Origin of the sequence: uncultured Sphingosinicella sp., assembly GCF_963974575.1 — a bacterium.
Classification (GTDB): domain Bacteria; phylum Pseudomonadota; class Alphaproteobacteria; order Sphingomonadales; family Sphingomonadaceae; genus Sphingosinicella.
In genome coordinates this window covers 1-15,106 of sequence record NZ_CAXBBQ010000001.1, presented here as the reverse complement: position 1 = coordinate 15,106, position 15,106 = coordinate 1, and the positions used below count along the sequence as shown (strand labels likewise).

Genomic DNA, 15,106 nt, shown 5'->3' with positions numbered 1-15,106 from the left:
CGCGCTACACTGAACGTGCATGGGGAGTCAGATGACCGGCGTGGACACGGCATCGCTGGAGGGGCTGAGCTTTGAAGCCGCGCTCGCGCGGCTTGAGAAGATCGTGCACCAGCTCGAAGCCGGTGAAGTCGATCTTGAAGCCTCGATCGGACTCTACGAGCAGGGCCAGCAGTTGAAGGCCTTTTGCGAATCGAAGCTGAAGGCCGCGCAGGCGCGCATCGAGCTTATCCAGATCGGCCCCGACGGCGAACCGAAGGGCACACGACCCTTCGATACAGAATAGGCGCCGCGGTGTACGCTTCGCTCAGTCTGAAACCCGCGCTCGATGCCATCGGAACCGCGATCGACCAGCGTTTCGACAAATTGCTGCCGATCCCCGCAGATCCGCGCCGCCGCCTCGTGGAAGCGATGCGCTATGCGGCGATGGGCGGCGGCAAGCGGATGCGGCCGCTGCTCGTGGTCGCTTCGTGCGACCTGTTCCATGTCGACAAGGAGCGCGCGCTGCGCACCGCGATCGCCACCGAATGCGTGCACGTCTACAGCCTTGTCCACGACGATCTGCCGTGCATGGACGATGACGACACGCGGCGCGGCAAGCCGACGCTGCACAAGGCGTTCGACGAGGCGACGGCGGTGCTTGCAGGCGACGCGCTGCAGGCGCTCGCGTTCGAGGTTCTCGCCGACGAGGCTACGCACGAAGACCCCTATGTGCGTTCAGAACTGGTGCTTGAACTCGCGCGCGCCAGCGGACCCACCGGCATGGCGGGCGGGCAGATGATGGACCTCGTTGCCGAGGGGGAGACGTTCGACCTGCCCACGACGACGCGGTTGCAGCAGCTGAAGACGGGGACTCTCATCGGCTTTGCGATCGAGGCGGGCGCGATCATGGGCAAGGCGAGCGCGGACAACCGCGTGAAACTGCGCGGCTATGCGCGCGATCTCGGCCTTGCCTTCCAGATCGCCGACGATCTGCTCGACGTGGAGGGCGACAGCCGCCGCACGGGCAAGGCGGTGCGCAAGGACGCGGGCGCCGGCAAGGCGACCTTCGTGTCGCTGCTCGGCATCGAACGCGCGCGCAAGCAGGCAGAAATGCTGATCGATCAGGCGATCGGGCATTTGCACGGCTTCGGCCAGTCCGCCGATCTGCTGCGCGCCATTGCGCGCTTCGCGATCGAACGCGACCGCTAGAAAAATCAGCAGGGGGACACGTCATGCGCATCGGCGTCTATCCGGGCACCTTCGACCCGATCACGCTCGGTCATATCGACATCATCCGGCGCGGCGCCAAGCTCGTCGACAAGCTGATCATCGGCGTATCCACGAACCCGTCCAAGTCACCCATGTTCACATTGGACGAGCGGCTTGAGCAGGTGCGCCGCGAGACGGCGGACATTGCGAACGGCACGATCGAGGTCGTCTCGTTCAACGCGCTGCTGATGGATTTCGCCGCGAGCCAGGGCGCGAGCATGATCGTGCGCGGCCTGCGCGCGGTTGCCGATTTCGAATATGAATACCAGATGGCGGGCATGAACCAGCAGCTGAACAGCGAGATCGAGACGGTGTTCCTGATGGCGGACGTCGCGCTGCAGCCGATCGCTTCGCGGCTGGTGAAAGAAATCGCGGTGTTCGGCGGCGAAATCGGCAAGTTCGTGACCCCGTCGGTCGCAGCCGCGGTGAAGGCGAAGGTCTCCGCAGGCAAATCGTGATGTTCAGCGCCATCATATTCAGCGCCGATGCAGCCTTTCCGGGCTAAGGCGTGCAGCAAGGTGGAAATCGAGGGTTTGGCATGAAGCGCGTATTGACTGCACTGTTTGCAATGCTGGCCTTTGCGGCGGCGACGCCTGCATCCGCTCAGCAAGCGGACAAGATGTCGCCGGAACAGGCGATGAAGGTTCAGCAGGCGTTGCCGGCAACGCCCGCGCCGGTGGCGGCGCCCACGGCGCAGGACCCCGAGAACATCCTGTATCTCGACCTTTCGACGGGCGGTCGCGTCGCGATTCTGATGCGGCCGGACATGGCGCCCGGTCATGTCGAGCGCATCAAGACGCTGGTGCGCCGCGGCTTTTACGACGGCATCATCTTCCACCGCGTGATCGAAGGCTTCATGGCGCAGACCGGCGACCCGCAGGGCACCGGGCAGGGCGGCTCCGACCTTCCCGACCTCAAGGCGGAATTCAATGCGCTGCCGCACCTGCGCGGCACCGTATCCATGGCGCGAACGCAGGAGCCGGATAGCGCGAACAGCCAGTTCTTCATCATGTTCATGCCGATGACCGGCACGATGGACGGCAATTACACCGGCTGGGGCCGCGTGATCTCCGGCATGGAATTCGTGGACAAGATCGCGCGCGGCGAACCGCCCGCAAATCCTTCGCGCATCGTCAAGGCTTCGATCGCAGCCGACAACGTGCCGCCGCCGCCGCCCGCGATTGCCGCGCCGGAACCCGCGCCGGCAGAGCAGCAGGCCGCCGCGCAGACCCCGGCACCGCCGCAGAACTGACTTGCGCGTCGACGATTTCGATTTCGAACTCCCGCAGGACCTGATCGCGCTTCGCCCGGCCAGCCCGCGCGATGCGGCGCGGATGCTCGTTGTGCGTCCCGGTAGCCTCGAAGACCGGGTGGTGCGTGATTTGCCTGCGCTGCTGGCGCCCGGCGACGTGCTCGTCTTCAACGATACGCGCGTGATCCCCGCGCAGCTTTTCGGCCGCAAGGGCGAGGCGAAGATCGGCGTCACGCTCCACAAGCGCGAGGGGCCGTATGAATGGCGGGCGTTCGTGCGCAATGCCAAGCGGCTGAAGGCGGGCGACCGTGTCGATTTCGGCGCGGGGCTGGAAGGTGTCGTATCGGACAAGGCGGCGGACGGCAGCGTCCTGTGGCGCTTCGAATGCGAGGGGCCGCTGGAGGCGGCGCTGCACACGGCGGGCACGATGCCGCTGCCGCCCTACATCGCTGGCAAGCGCCCGGCCGATGCGCGCGACGCGGAGGACTATCAGACGATGTTCGCCGCGCGAGAAGGCGCGGTCGCGGCGCCGACGGCCGCATTGCACTTCACGCCCGAACTGATCGCGGCGCTCGACGCGCGCGGCGTGCGGCGCGAGACGCTGACGCTGCATGTCGGCGCGGGGACGTTCCTGCCGGTAAAGGTGGACGACACGCGCGACCACCGGATGCACGCCGAATGGGGTGAGGTGAGCGCAGAGGTGGCAGCGCGGCTGAATGCCGCGCGCACGGCGGGCGGGCGGATTATCGCCGTGGGCACCACCTCGCTGCGCCTGCTTGAAAGCGCGGCGCGCGAGGACGGCGAAATCGCACCGTTCAGCGGCGATACCGACATTTTCATCACGCCGGGCTACCGCTTCCGCGTGGTGCAAGGGCTGATGACCAACTTCCATCTGCCGCGCTCGACCCTGTTCATGCTGGTGAGCGCGCTGATGGGACTGGAAACGATGCGCGGCGCCTATGCGCACGCGATCGGGGGCGGATACCGCTTCTACTCCTATGGCGATTCGAGCCTGCTCTTGCCGTGATCCGGCCTCTGCTGTATTATTTGTGTAATACGGTTAATGAGGTGGTCATGATGAAGCTGATGATTCCCGCGCTCGCCATGCTTGGCCTTGCCGCGTGCGACGAGCCTGCCGATCAGCCCGAGAGGGGTGCGGACGTGGCGATCGTCGCGGCGAACGATGCGGGCAAGCGCGTGTTCGGGGCGGCGGCGGACGGCAAGACGGGGGCGGTGACGGTGACGACGCCGGGCTTCGACCTCAACCTCAAGCTGCCGAAGGTGGCGCTCGGCGCGGATGATTTCGATATCGACGGGGTCAAGCTCTACCCCGGCTCGACGATCGGGGAGATCCGGGTGGATGCCGGCGCCAAGGACACGGAAGGCGACAGCGCCGTTGATGTCGGCTTCACCGCGCCCGCCGACGCGAAGACCGTGGCGGGCTGGTTCGCGCGGCGCTTCACGCAGAAGGGCATCGCCTTCGAACGCGCGGGCGACACGTTGACCGGCGAGACCGCGGACGGCGACGCCTTCGTCATCGAACTCGCCGACGAGACCGTGGACGGCGCGGCAGGCGCGAAGGGCAGCATCCACATCGTCAGCGGATAAACGTTTCCAGCGCGCGCGCTTCGCTTTATGCGGCGCGCCATGACGCGTTTCGACTTTTCCATCCACGCGCGCGACGGCAAGGCGCGCACCGGCACTATCCGCATGATGCGCGGGGATATTCGCACGCCCGCGTTCATGCCGGTCGGCACCGCCGCCACCGTGAAGGCGATGAAGCCCGCCGACGTGCGCGCGGGCGGAGCCGACATCATCCTTGGCAACACCTATCACCTGATGCTTCGCCCCGGCGACGAGCGCATGGCGCGCCTTGGCGGGCTGCACCGCTTCATGGGCTGGGACCGGCCGATCCTCACCGATTCGGGCGGCTATCAGGTGATGAGCCTTTCCGACCTCACCAAGGTGACGGAAGAAGGCGTGCGCTTCGCCTCGCACCTCGACGGCTCGCGGCACCTGCTGACGCCCGAACGCTCGATGGAGATCCAGCGCAACCTCGGCAGCGACATCGTGATGGCGTTCGATGAGTGTACGGCGTTTCCCGCGCCGCACGCGGTGGCGGCGAAGTCGATGGAGATGTCGATGCGCTGGGCAAAACGTTCGCGGGAGGGCTTCGACGGGCACGAGCACGCGGGCCGCGCGGCGCTGTTCGGCATCCAGCAGGGATCGATGTTCGCGGATTTGCGCCGCGCCTCCTCGCAGGCGCTCAGCGAGATCGGCTTCGACGGGTACGCGATCGGCGGCCTCGCGGTGGGCGAAGGCCAGCCGCAGATGCTCGAGGTGCTCGACTATGCGCCGGGGCTGCTGCCGGAAGACCGGCCGCGCTACCTGATGGGCGTCGGCAAGCCCGACGACATCGTGGGGGCTGTGCAGCGGGGCGTCGACATGTTCGACTGCGTGCTGCCGACGCGATCGGGCCGGAACGGGCAGGCGTTCACGCACGATGGGCCGATCAACCTTCGCAATGCGCGCTTCGCCGAGGATACGGGCCCGCTTGATCCCGATTGCGCCTGCCCGGTCTGCCACGGCTGGAGCCGCGCCTATATCCATCACCTGATCCGATCGGGCGAAATCCTGGGCGCGATGCTGATGACCGAGCACAACCTCTCCTTTTATCAACAGTTGATGGCGGGGCTTCGGCAGGCCATCGCGGAGGGGCGGCTGGAGACGTTCGCGCAGGCGTTCGTCGGCCGCTACCGAAAGGATGGCTGATGGCGGTTGTCGAGATCGAGCGCTGCGGGGGTTACGCCGTCGTCACGATGAACCGCCCGGAAGCGATGAATGCGCTTTCGAAGGCGCTTCGCAGTGAGCTCGCGCGCAGCTTCGATGCGCTTGAGGCTGATCCCGACATCCGCGTGGCGATTCTGACCGGCGCGGGCGAACGCGCGTTTACCGCAGGGCTCGACCTCAAGGAACTGGGATCGGGCGCGTCGAGTCTTGGTGATGCGGTTGAAAAGGACGACCCCGTGAGCGCGCTCCGCCGCTTCTCGGGGCCGGTCATCGGAGCGATCAACGGCGTCGCCATCACGGGGGGCTTCGAACTGGCGCTTGCCTGCGACGTACTGATCGCGTCGGAGACCGCGCGCTTTGCCGACACACATGCGCGCATCGGCCTGATGCCCGGCTGGGGCCTCAGCCAGCGGCTGAGCCGCGCCATCGGCATCTCCCGCGCCAAGGAATTATCGCTGACCGGCAATTTCATCGACGCCGTGACGGCGGAACGCTGGGGTCTTGTGAACCGGGTTGTGGCGCCTGCCGACCTGATGCCGGCGGCGCGGCGGCTCGCCGAGGATATGATCTCCGCCGATCCGGCGATGCTGAAGGCTCTGAAAGCGCTGATCGACGATGGCTTCGCGCTCCCCTTCGGTGAGGCGATGACGCTGGAGAGGGAACGGTCGGCGGGCAATAGCGCGATCGGTGCCGAGGCGGTCGAGGCGCGGCGAAAGGCCGTGCTCGACCGGGGGCGTACCCAGGCTTCCTAGCGTCCTTTGAAGTTCGCGGGGCGCTTTTGCAGGAAGGCGGCGACGCCTTCCGCGAAATCTTCTGTGAGGCCCGCGAGCCGCTGGTTACGGCGTTCCACCATCAGCCCTTCGCTGAGCGGCTTGTCGAGGCACTGGCGCAGGCTCTGGCGGATGAGCGCGTAAGCCCGCGTCGGCCCCTTCGCGAGCCGCGCGGCAAGCGCGCCGGCTTCCGTCATCAGCGCATCGTCGTCCACGACCTTGTAGATCATGCCCCAGTCGAGCGCCTGCGCGGCGGGCACTTTCTCGCCGAGCATCATCATCGCCTGCGCCCGTGCGCGGCCCGCGAGGCGCGGCAGGATCCAGGTCGAGCCGACATCGGGCACGAGGCCGATGTTGACGAAGGCCTGCAGGAAATAGGCGGAACGGGCGGCGATCACGATGTCACCTGCCAGCGCGATCGATGCGCCTGCGCCGGCTGCGGGGCCGTTCACGGCGGTGACGAAGGGGACGGGCAGATCCATCAGGCGTTCAAGCAGAGGGTTGAAATGGCTTTCGAGCACCTTGCCCGCATCCATCGGCCCAGCAGGCAGATTGCCGTCCGCCGCCGCTGCACCCGCGTTGCCGCCCGAAAGATCGGCGCCTGAGGAAAAGCCACGGCCCGCGCCGGTCATCAGCAGCACGCGGGCCGTGCCGCGATCCCGCACGGCATCGAGCGCGTGGATCATCTCGCCAACCGAATGCGTGTTGAGGCCATTCAGCACATCCGGCCGGTTTATGGTCAGCGTCGCGATGCCGTCCTGTTCTTCGAGCAGGATGTGTTCGTAGGCCATGTGCAACTCCCCGTATGCAGTTCCGGGCGATGCTTAGCGGCATCGGGCGACAAGGGAACCGGTCATTTGAAAGGGGGCATTCACCTGACCGGCTCCCGCTCCGCGCCTAGTCGTCGAAGCGCCGGTCGAGCACTTCGCCGGTTCGGCGGTCGAGTAACAGTTCGACTTTGCGGTTCCGGTTGTCGCGGCCTTCAACCTTGATCGTGGAGCCCTTGATCTTGATCTCGTCCGCGCGGATGCCCTGCTTCGCGGCGTGCTTTTCAGCGGCGCCGAACGACATCGGCTTCGCGGCGGGTGTTGCTGCGCCGGCGGTGAATGGTGCGGCGATGGCGAGGATGGCGGCTGGGAGAACGTATCGGTTCATGTGCAATCTCCTTGGGTTCGATATTGCCGCCGGATAGCCGACCGCGCCTGACACGCGGTCGTCTGCGGCCGTCAGCGAAGTGTCAGCCGCGGCGTGATAGGGGTGGCTCATGCAGATGGTCCTGAAATCCCGCCTGCGTTGGGTCTTCCTGGCGGCGCTCGCTTTGGCGACGACGCTGGCGCTCGCCTCCGGCGCGCCCGCGAAAGACAAGAAGGCGAAGAGGGCCGAGGAAGCGAACTCGATTCGCGCGGCCGTCGAGCGCGGCGATCTCCTGCCGCTGCCCCGTATCCTCGCGCTTGCGCAGGCGCGTGTTAAAGGGGAAGTGCTGAAGATCGAACTCGAGCAGGATGACGGCGTGCTTAGCTATGAGGTCAAGATCCTGACCAGGAAGGGCCGCGTGCGCGAAGTCGAACTCGATGCCCGCACGGGCGCGCTCATCAAGATCGAGGATGATTGATGCGACTGCTCGTGGTGGAGGACGATCCCGATGTCGGGGACGATCTCGTCCGCGCGCTCGGTGAAGCGGGGTTCATCGTCGATCTTGCCGTGACCGGCGACGACGCATGGTATCGCGGCGATACCGAGAATTATGCCGCCGTGATCCTCGATCTCGGCCTGCCGCGCCTCGATGGGCTCAGCGTGCTGCGGCGCTGGCGGAGTGCGGGGCGCAACTTTCCCGTGCTGATCCTCACCGCGCGCAGCGAATGGACCGAGAAGGTCGAGGGCATCGATGCGGGCGCGGACGATTATCTCGCCAAGCCCTTTGCAATGGGCGAACTCGTGGCGCGGGTGCGCGCGCTGCTGCGCCGTGCGGCCGGGCATGGGTCGCCGCTGATCCGTGTGGGGCGCCTGACGCTCGATACCAGCCGCATGGCCGCGCATGTCGATGCGCGCGCGGTTCGTCTGTCGCCGCTCGAATACCGTTTCCTCGAATTCCTCGCGCACCAGCAGGGCGGCGTCGCTGCCGCTCACGACATCGCCGAGCATCTCTACGGCACCGCCGATTCGGGCGACACGAATGCCATCGAGGCGCTTGTCACCCGGCTGCGCCGCAAGACGGGGCCGGGCATCGTCGAGACGCGGCGCGGTTTTGGCTACATGCTTTCGGAGGAAAGCTGATGGTGTTGCGTTCGCTGCGGCTTCGGCTGCTGGTGAGCGCCGCCGCCGCGATCTTCCTCGCGCTTGCGCTTGCGGGCTTTGGGCTCGGTATGCTCTTCGAGCGCCATATCGAGCGCCGCGAAGCGCTGTCGATGGAGGCGAAAGCGCGCGAGCTGCTCGGCACGCTGAGGCTTGACGCGAACGGCAAACCGTTTGTCGATACGCAACCCTCCGATAGCCGCTTCAACGCGCCTGCGGGGGGACTTTACTGGCAGGTCACGACCGCAGCCGGACAGGAACACTCGCCCTCGCTCTGGGACCAGTCGCTTCCCGCCGCGACGGAAACGCCGCGCGACCAGTGGCGCGTGCGGCGAATACCCGGGCCGTTCGAGCAGGGTTTGCTCGTGATCGAGCGGATGGTGCGGCCCGACGAGAGCGGCCGCGCCGTGCTGGTGCAAGTGGCGACGGACGACAGCGCGCTTATCCATGCGCAGCGCGAATTCAGCCGGGAAATGATCGGCTCGCTGGTGCTGCTGTGGCTCGTGCTGATCGGCGCGGCCTACGGCCAGGTGGTGCTGGGGCTGAAGCCGCTGGCGCGCATCCGCATGGAACTCGACCGGATGCGGCGCAATCCGGGTGCGCGGCTTTCGGCGGACCACCCCGCCGAAATCGATCCGCTGGCGAACGCCATCAATTCGCTCGCCGATGCGCGCGCGGCGGATGTCGATCGTGCGCGCCGCCGCGCTGCCGATCTCGCGCACAGCCTGAAGACGCCGCTCGCGGCGCTTGCCGCGCAGAGCCGCCGGGCGCGCGAGGCGGGCGCCCATGAGGCGGCGGACGGCCTCGACCGCGCCATCGCGGCGGCGGGCGCGGCACTTGAGGCTGAACTCGCGCGCTCGCGCTCTGCGGTGGCGCGCGAGGCGCAGGCATCTTCGCGCGCGAATGTCTGCAACGCGGCCGAGGCTGTCGCCGCCGTCATCGAGCGCACCGAGGCGGGTGAGCGGATCGTGTTCGAGATCGATGTGCCCGAAGACATCGAACTGCCGTTTGCCGCTTCGGACCTTGCCGAGATTCTCGGCGCGCTGATGGAGAACGCCGCGCGCTTTGCCCGGCGACGCGTCATCGTGTCCGGCGTTGTCGCGGATGACGAGGTTTGCGTCACTGTCTCGGATGACGGCCCCGGCATCGCCGATACGCGCGCCGCGACGGCGCTCGTGCGCGGCGGGCGCCTCGACGAGGCCGGGCCGGGTCACGGCTTCGGGCTTGCGATCGTCAGCGATCTGGTAAGCGCCACCGACGGCGCGATGACGCTCGGCACCGGCCCGCTCGGCGGTCTTGAAGTCCGCCTCGCGTGGCCGGCTGCTGCTGCTTCCTAGAAGTTGACGAGGAAATTGAGGCGCAGGCGGTTCTGCCAGTCGACGGGGCCGATGACGCCGTCCTTCTGCCGGTAGCGGTAGTAGGTGGCGTTGAGCACGAGGTTGTGTTTCGGCACGAAATCGATGGCGAGCGTATGCTGCATGTAGTTCGTGCCGATGTTGGTGTTGTCGTGGCTGAATGCGGCTAGCACCGCGTCGGTCTCGGCCTCGGCGTAGCCGTAGGTGAAGCGCCAGTCGCCGGGCTTGCTGGCGCGGCCGACGAGGAGATCGACGCCGAAGCCGGTATCGGCATCGGTCGCCGCGCCGTAGTTGTGCACATAGTCGCCGACGAGGCGTACGGGCCATTTTTCGCCGAGGCCGTTCCAGGTGAGTGCGGCGATCACGTCGAGCAGGTTGAAGTCCGAGAGGTAGCGCCCGCCCGCGAAGAGGTTTGAGCGGAAGTCACCGGCGTCACCGCCCGCGACGCTGCGGAGGGCGTAGTCATAGTAGCCGACGGCGAGTTCGGCCTGGATGGGCGCGGAAGGTGTCTGCATTGAGAGCTGGCCGCCGATCATGCGGCTGTCCGGCCCGGCGACGGATTCGTCGACCATGAAGTAGATCCCGCTCGCCTTCACCTTCACGCCGCCGAGATCGGCGGTGTACGCGGCGGACGCGCCCTGCGGGGAGACGTCGCCGTCCCACACGAGCTCGGTACGCATGAACGGCTGCGGGATCTTGCCGAGATGGACCTGAAGATCGCCGGGGGTGAGGCGGATATAGGCCTGATCGAGGCTGACCTGCAGATCATCGTCGAAGTTCGACAGCGTCATGTCGGTGGAGTTGGGATCGTCAGGGTCGCCCGTGGCGATCTGTCCGCCGACGGTGAGCCAGTCGTTCACCGCATAAGCGGCGCGCAGGCGCGCGCGGAGGACGCCGCGATCACGGTCCCGCGCGTCGGCGACGCCGAAGTTGGATTCGTAGCGGACGCGCATGTCGCCCGAGAGGCTGAGGCGGGAGGGCTCGCTGCTGACGGCGGGTGCAGCCGCGACGGCGACCGGCGCTTCGCGCTGCCTTGCGAGCGCGCCTTCAAGCTCGGCGATGCGGGCCTGCGCGCGGGCCTGTTCGGCGCGCAGCGCTTCGACCGCGGCTTTGAGTTCGGCGATGTCGTCCGCAGGCGCCGCCGCCGCTGGTGTGAGCGACGATGCCAGCAGCAATGCCGCGCAAAGCGGCAGGCGCGAACGGTAAAGACCTGAGAACGATGTCATGAAACCCCCTTGCAGAAAACAAACGCGGCGCTGCCGATAGCAGCGCCGCGCTGTCACTGATCTGACAGGGGGTGTCAGCGAATTATCAGGCTTGGGCGGCGGCCTTCACCTTCGCGCGGAAGGCGTGGAGCAGCGGTTCGGTGTAGCCGCTCGGCTGGGCAACGCCTTCGAACACGAGCGCGCGCGCGGCCTGATACGCGAGGCTCGTCGCTTCGTTGCCGGACATTGGCCGGTAAAGCGGGTCGCCCGCGTTCTGCGCGTCCACCTTCGCGGCCATGCGCGCGAAGGCGGCGTCGACGTCCGCCGGGGTGCAGACACCGTGCAGCAGCCAGTTCGCCATATGCTGCGAGGAAATGCGAAGCGTGGCGCGGTCCTCCATCAGCCCGATATCGTGAATGTCGGGCACCTTCGAGCAGCCGACGCCCTGATCCACCCAGCGCACCACGTAGCCGAGAATGCCCTGCGCGTTGTTGTCCAGCTCCTCCCGAATCTCGTCGGGCGACCAGTTGTGCCCGGCGGCGAGCGGAATGGTGAGGAGTGCGCCGAGACTGTCGATGCCCTCCGCACGGCGTTCTTCCTGCCGCGCGAAAACATCGACGGCGTGATAGTGCGTGGCGTGCAGCGTGGCGGCCGTGGGCGAAGGCACCCACGCGGTGTTCGCGCCCGTCTTCGGATGGCCGATCTTCTGCTCCAGCATGTCCGCCATCCGGTCCGGCGCGGCCCACATGCCTTTGCCGATCTGCGCGCGGCCCGAAAGCCCGCAGGCGAGGCCGATCTGCACGTTGCGGTTCTCGTAGGCGGTGATCCACGCGGAGGTCTTCATATCGCCCTTGCGGATCATCGCACCCGCGCGCATCGACGTGTGCATCTCGTCGCCCGTGCGATCGAGGAAGCCGGTGTTGATGAAGACGATGCGATCCTTCACCGCCGCGATGCACGCCGCGAGATTGGCCGACGTGCGGCGCTCTTCATCCATCACGCCGACCTTGATCGTGTGGCGCGCAAGGCCGAGCAGATCCTCGATCGCATCGAACAGGCGGTTGGTGAACGCGGCCTCTTCGGGGCCGTGCATCTTGGGCTTCACGATGTAGATCGACCCCGCGCGGCTGTTCACGAACCGGCCCTGACGCTTGAGGTCATGGACGCCGATGAGGCTGGTGACGATGCCGTCGAGGATGCCTTCGGGCGCTTCCGATCCATCGGGGAGGCGCACGGCGGGCGTCGTCATCAGATGGCCGACGTTGCGGACGAAAAGGAGACTGCGGCCGGGGAGCGTGAACGCGGTGCCGTCCGGCGCGGTATAATCGCGATCCGCATTCAGGCGGCGCGTCATCGGCTTGCCGGCCTTTTCGAACGTGTCTTCAAGATCGCCCTTCATCAGGCCGAGCCAGTTCGCATAGGCGGCGACCTTGTCTTCCGCGTCCACGGCGGCGACCGAGTCTTCAAGGTCGACGATCGTGGAAAGCGCGGATTCGAGCACGACATCGGCGAGGCCCGCCGGATCGTCCTTCCCGATCGGGTGCGCGCGATCGATGACGAGTTCGATGTGGAGGCCGTTGTGGCGGAGCAGGATGTTGTCGCCTGCGCGGCCGACGAGCTGCGCGGGATCGGCGAGCGCGGGAGTGCCGCCTGTCCAGCCGGTCCACGATCCGCTCGCGAGCGGCACGGCGCGATCGAGGAACGCCTTCGCCCACGCGATCACCTGCGCGCCGCGCGCGGGATCATAGCCTTTCCCCGCCGGGGTGCCCGGAATCGCGTCCGTGCCGTAGAGCGCATCATACAGGCTGCCCCAGCGCGCGTTGGCGGCGTTGAGCACGAAACGCGCATTGAGCACGGGGACGACAAGCTGCGGCCCGGCGAGTGTCGCCAGCTCGGCATCGACATTCTGCGTGGTGACGGTGAAGGGCGCGGGTTCGGGCACGAGGTAGCCGATCTCGCGCAGGAACGCCTGATACTCGGCAGCGTCGATGGGCTTTCCGGCGCGCGCCGTGTGCCACGCGTCGATGCGCGCCTGCAGATCGTCGCGCGTTTTGAGGAGCGCGGCGTTTTCGGGGGCGAAGCGGGCGTAGATGTCCGCAACGCCCGCCCAGAAGGCGTCGGCGGCAACGCCCGTGCCGGGCAGCGCCTGCTCTTCGATGAAGCGCACGAGGCTGTCTGCGATCTGGAGGCCGTTCTTCGTCGTCATGGTCTGATCGTCCCGTATGGTTTCGCGCGTTCATAGACGAGCGCGAACTCGTGCGGTAGACGAACGAAAATTAAAGCAGCTTTTCACCACAGGAACAAATCGGATGGATGCCGATTACGCGCTGTTCGCCAAGATCATCGAAAGCGGCAGCCTTTCGGCGGCGGCGCGTGCGGTGGGGCTTTCGCCTGCGATGGTTTCGAAGCGGCTGGCGCGGCTGGAAGCGCGGCTCGGCGCGGCGCTCGTCAACCGCACGACGCGGCGGCTCGCGCTCACCGAAACGGGGGAGCGCTTTCACGCAGACGTGCTGGCGATCCTGAAGGCGGTGGCGGAGGCGGAAGCGCGCGTGGCTGGCGACAAGGACGGCCCGGCGGGGCTGCTGCGCGTGTCCGCGCCCACATCGTTCGGGCGGCTGCACATCGCGCCGCACCTGAAGCGGTTTCTGGATGATTATCCGCGCATCACGCTCGATCTCGATCTTTCGGACGGGTTCGTGGACCTGATGGCGGCGCGCATCGACGTTGCCGTGCGGATCACGCCCACGGTCGGCGGCGGCGTGAGCGCGCGGCGGCTGGCGACCAACCGCCGCATCCTCTGCGCGGCCCCCGCCTATATCGCGCAGCACGGCGCGCCGGAGGACACGGCGGCGCTCGCGCGGCACCAACTGCTCGCCGCAACCGGCCAGTTTCCGTGGCGGCTGACGGGCGGGGATGGGAGAACGGTTTCCATCGACGGCACCAGCCGCGTGCGCACCAATTCGAGCGAGGTCGTCCGCGAGCTGTGCATCGCCGGGGTCGGCATCGCGCTGCGATCGCTATGGGACGTGAGCGCCGACCTCGCCGCCGGGCGGCTGGTGCGTATCCTGCCGGACTGCGAGGGATCGGCAGACGTCGGCATCTACGCCGTCTCCCCCCGCCGCCCCGAAATCGCGCCTGCGGTGCGGGCGTTCACGGATTTTCTGGAGGGGTTGTATCGGCCGATGCCGCCGTGGGAGGGGTAAGGCGACTATTTTCAAGTTTGCAAATTTATTAAGTACTTATGTTTCAGTTTTAAAAACTGGAAAATCGAAATAAAATTAGAAATTTTAAATCAAAAAAGCTTTTCGAGAGGAGATTTTTTTTGATGAAAAATATTTTTATAAACTCGCAATGCGGCCTCTGCTTCAGCTAGTCTTATGTCAAACTCAAATTTGTCGCTTAAATTTTGAATAGAGTGTTCCCCATACTGCGAAGCGGTGCGTATGAGGCGCTCAACTGTCATTGCGACTTGATGTATATCATAATAATCTCTAACTTTTCGTGTTGCCATTATCATAATGGAAGTAGTAATTGTAGCTGCTAAAACAAAAGATGAAAGAATAGGCATAATGTTGTCTTTATTTTGATCACTAATAAACGGAATAGAAATAAAAGATAAAGATGATAATGCAATTGCTCCAAAAAATGCAAACATCATAAGAAGAGATTGTTGAGTTTTTGCTTTTCTCTCTATATAATTTTCACACATTATGCGAAGTTTTTCAGAATACTCCTGAACTAAGCTCATCATCTTTTGAACGTCTTCTGTGGAGACGGGATAATATTGTTTATCCATCATTGGGACACCAATAAGTTAAGTTTCTGAGATAATTTTCTCAATGATTCGTTTCGAGAATTAACGTCAAATCCTTCAGTTGTTTTCGCAACTACTTGACCAGATGCGGTTGTTAGGTTCGATATCGCTAGAGACGTTGGAATATATTCATGTTGAAAGTTTTTTGATCCAAGCTTTGAAGTGGTTCGAGCTATAATATCAGCGTACTGACCTTTATTGTAATGATCTTTTACTTTGCCGTATTCTGTGTTCCACAAATCTTGCTTATTGATTATTGTGGCCATCCAGATGTGCGAAGTGGTGGCTGATAGCCCTGATACCAATTCCTCCAATAGCGTGATTTCTAGGCCGCGTTGACAAAAGGGATTCCCAATCCGGTCGGTTTCTGATTCAGAGCT

18 protein-coding genes are annotated in these 15,106 nt (G+C 65.1%); 12 read left to right on the top strand and 6 right to left on the bottom strand.

Annotation, left to right across the window (positions count from 1 at the left end; translation table 11 throughout):
• Positions 1-31 precede the first annotated feature (31 nt).
• The 8 genes from AAC014_RS00090 to AAC014_RS00055 all read left to right on the top strand — a co-directional run bounded on the left by AAC014_RS00090 (position 32) and on the right by AAC014_RS00055 (position 6,042).
• Complete coding sequence (locus AAC014_RS00090) at positions 32-283, top strand: exodeoxyribonuclease VII small subunit (protein ID WP_121051014.1); 252 nt, start codon at positions 32-34, stop codon at positions 281-283.
• 8 nt (positions 284-291) lie between these two features.
• Positions 292-1,188: a polyprenyl synthetase family protein gene (locus tag AAC014_RS00085; RefSeq protein ID WP_339702554.1), complete on the top strand. Its 897-nt coding sequence runs from the start codon at positions 292-294 to the stop codon at positions 1,186-1,188.
• A 23-nt stretch (positions 1,189-1,211) separates the two neighbouring features.
• Positions 1,212-1,706: a pantetheine-phosphate adenylyltransferase gene (coaD, locus tag AAC014_RS00080; RefSeq protein WP_339702551.1), complete on the top strand. Its 495-nt coding sequence runs from the start codon at positions 1,212-1,214 to the stop codon at positions 1,704-1,706.
• An 80-nt stretch (positions 1,707-1,786) separates the two neighbouring features.
• The gene (locus AAC014_RS00075) at positions 1,787-2,500 is read left to right on the top strand and encodes a peptidylprolyl isomerase (RefSeq protein WP_339702548.1); all 714 of its coding nucleotides are present in this window, start codon (positions 1,787-1,789) and stop codon (positions 2,498-2,500) included.
• 1 nt (position 2,501) lies between these two features.
• A complete protein-coding gene (queA, locus tag AAC014_RS00070) occupies positions 2,502-3,527 on the top strand; it encodes a tRNA preQ1(34) S-adenosylmethionine ribosyltransferase-isomerase QueA (RefSeq protein WP_339702545.1) in 1,026 nt (341 codons plus the stop codon).
• Between the two features lie 47 nt (positions 3,528-3,574).
• Entirely contained in the window at positions 3,575-4,108 is a 534-nt protein-coding gene (locus AAC014_RS00065; RefSeq protein ID WP_339702542.1) for a hypothetical protein, read from the top strand.
• A 39-nt stretch (positions 4,109-4,147) separates the two neighbouring features.
• Positions 4,148-5,272 carry a tRNA guanosine(34) transglycosylase Tgt gene (gene tgt, locus AAC014_RS00060; RefSeq protein WP_339702539.1) on the top strand — a complete coding sequence of 375 codons (1,125 nt, stop codon included), beginning with the start codon at positions 4,148-4,150 and terminating at the stop codon, positions 5,270-5,272.
• Positions 5,272-6,042 carry an enoyl-CoA hydratase gene (locus tag AAC014_RS00055; protein WP_339702537.1) on the top strand — a complete coding sequence of 257 codons (771 nt, stop codon included), beginning with the start codon at positions 5,272-5,274 and terminating at the stop codon, positions 6,040-6,042. The genes tgt and AAC014_RS00055 overlap by 1 nt, the downstream gene beginning before the upstream one ends.
• Here AAC014_RS00055 and AAC014_RS00050 read toward each other — a convergent pair.
• Both AAC014_RS00050 and AAC014_RS00045 read right to left on the bottom strand, forming a co-directional pair.
• Positions 6,039-6,851, bottom strand: a complete 813-nt coding sequence (locus AAC014_RS00050; protein WP_339702534.1) for an enoyl-CoA hydratase-related protein — start codon at positions 6,849-6,851, stop codon at positions 6,039-6,041. The two genes, AAC014_RS00055 and AAC014_RS00050, sit on opposite strands and share 4 nt — an antisense overlap.
• 106 nt (positions 6,852-6,957) lie before the next feature.
• The gene (locus AAC014_RS00045) at positions 6,958-7,215 is read right to left on the bottom strand and encodes a PepSY domain-containing protein (protein WP_339702531.1); all 258 of its coding nucleotides are present in this window, start codon (positions 7,213-7,215) and stop codon (positions 6,958-6,960) included.
• A 109-nt stretch (positions 7,216-7,324) separates the two neighbouring features.
• Between AAC014_RS00045 and AAC014_RS00040 the strand changes: the two genes are divergently transcribed.
• Genes AAC014_RS00040 through AAC014_RS00030 form a run of 3 tightly spaced genes read left to right on the top strand, consistent with a single transcriptional unit; the run spans position 7,325 to position 9,689 of the window.
• Positions 7,325-7,672, top strand: a complete 348-nt coding sequence (locus AAC014_RS00040; protein WP_339702528.1) for a PepSY domain-containing protein — start codon at positions 7,325-7,327, stop codon at positions 7,670-7,672.
• Positions 7,672-8,334, top strand: a complete 663-nt coding sequence (locus tag AAC014_RS00035) for a response regulator transcription factor (RefSeq protein ID WP_339702526.1) — start codon at positions 7,672-7,674, stop codon at positions 8,332-8,334. Before AAC014_RS00040 ends, AAC014_RS00035 begins: the two co-directional genes overlap by 1 nt.
• A complete protein-coding gene (locus tag AAC014_RS00030; protein ID WP_339702523.1) occupies positions 8,334-9,689 on the top strand; it encodes a sensor histidine kinase in 1,356 nt (451 codons plus the stop codon). Before AAC014_RS00035 ends, AAC014_RS00030 begins: the two co-directional genes overlap by 1 nt.
• On the opposite strand, the gene AAC014_RS00025 is transcribed toward AAC014_RS00030, so the two are convergent.
• Both AAC014_RS00025 and AAC014_RS00020 read right to left on the bottom strand, forming a co-directional pair.
• Positions 9,686-10,933, bottom strand: coding sequence for a putative porin (locus tag AAC014_RS00025; protein WP_339702520.1), 1,248 nt, complete (start codon positions 10,931-10,933; stop codon positions 9,686-9,688). The two genes, AAC014_RS00030 and AAC014_RS00025, sit on opposite strands and share 4 nt — an antisense overlap.
• Before the next feature lie 85 nt (positions 10,934-11,018).
• Positions 11,019-13,118 (bottom strand): malate synthase G, encoded by a 2,100-nt coding sequence (locus AAC014_RS00020; RefSeq protein ID WP_339702517.1) that lies wholly within the window; start codon positions 13,116-13,118, stop codon positions 11,019-11,021.
• 103 nt (positions 13,119-13,221) lie between these two features.
• On the opposite strand from AAC014_RS00020, the gene AAC014_RS00015 reads away from it, so the two are divergent.
• On the top strand, positions 13,222-14,115 hold the full coding sequence (locus tag AAC014_RS00015; RefSeq protein WP_339702514.1) for a LysR family transcriptional regulator: 894 nt from the start codon (positions 13,222-13,224) through the stop codon (positions 14,113-14,115).
• A gap of 89 nt (positions 14,116-14,204) precedes the next feature.
• Here AAC014_RS00015 and AAC014_RS00010 read toward each other — a convergent pair whose 3' ends face one another.
• A complete protein-coding gene (locus tag AAC014_RS00010) occupies positions 14,205-14,711 on the bottom strand; it encodes a hypothetical protein (protein WP_339702510.1) in 507 nt (168 codons plus the stop codon).
• On the bottom strand, positions 14,708-15,106 hold a 399-nt coding region (locus AAC014_RS00005; protein ID WP_339702507.1), incomplete at its 5' end, for a hypothetical protein. The genes AAC014_RS00005 and AAC014_RS00010, both read right to left, overlap by 4 nt.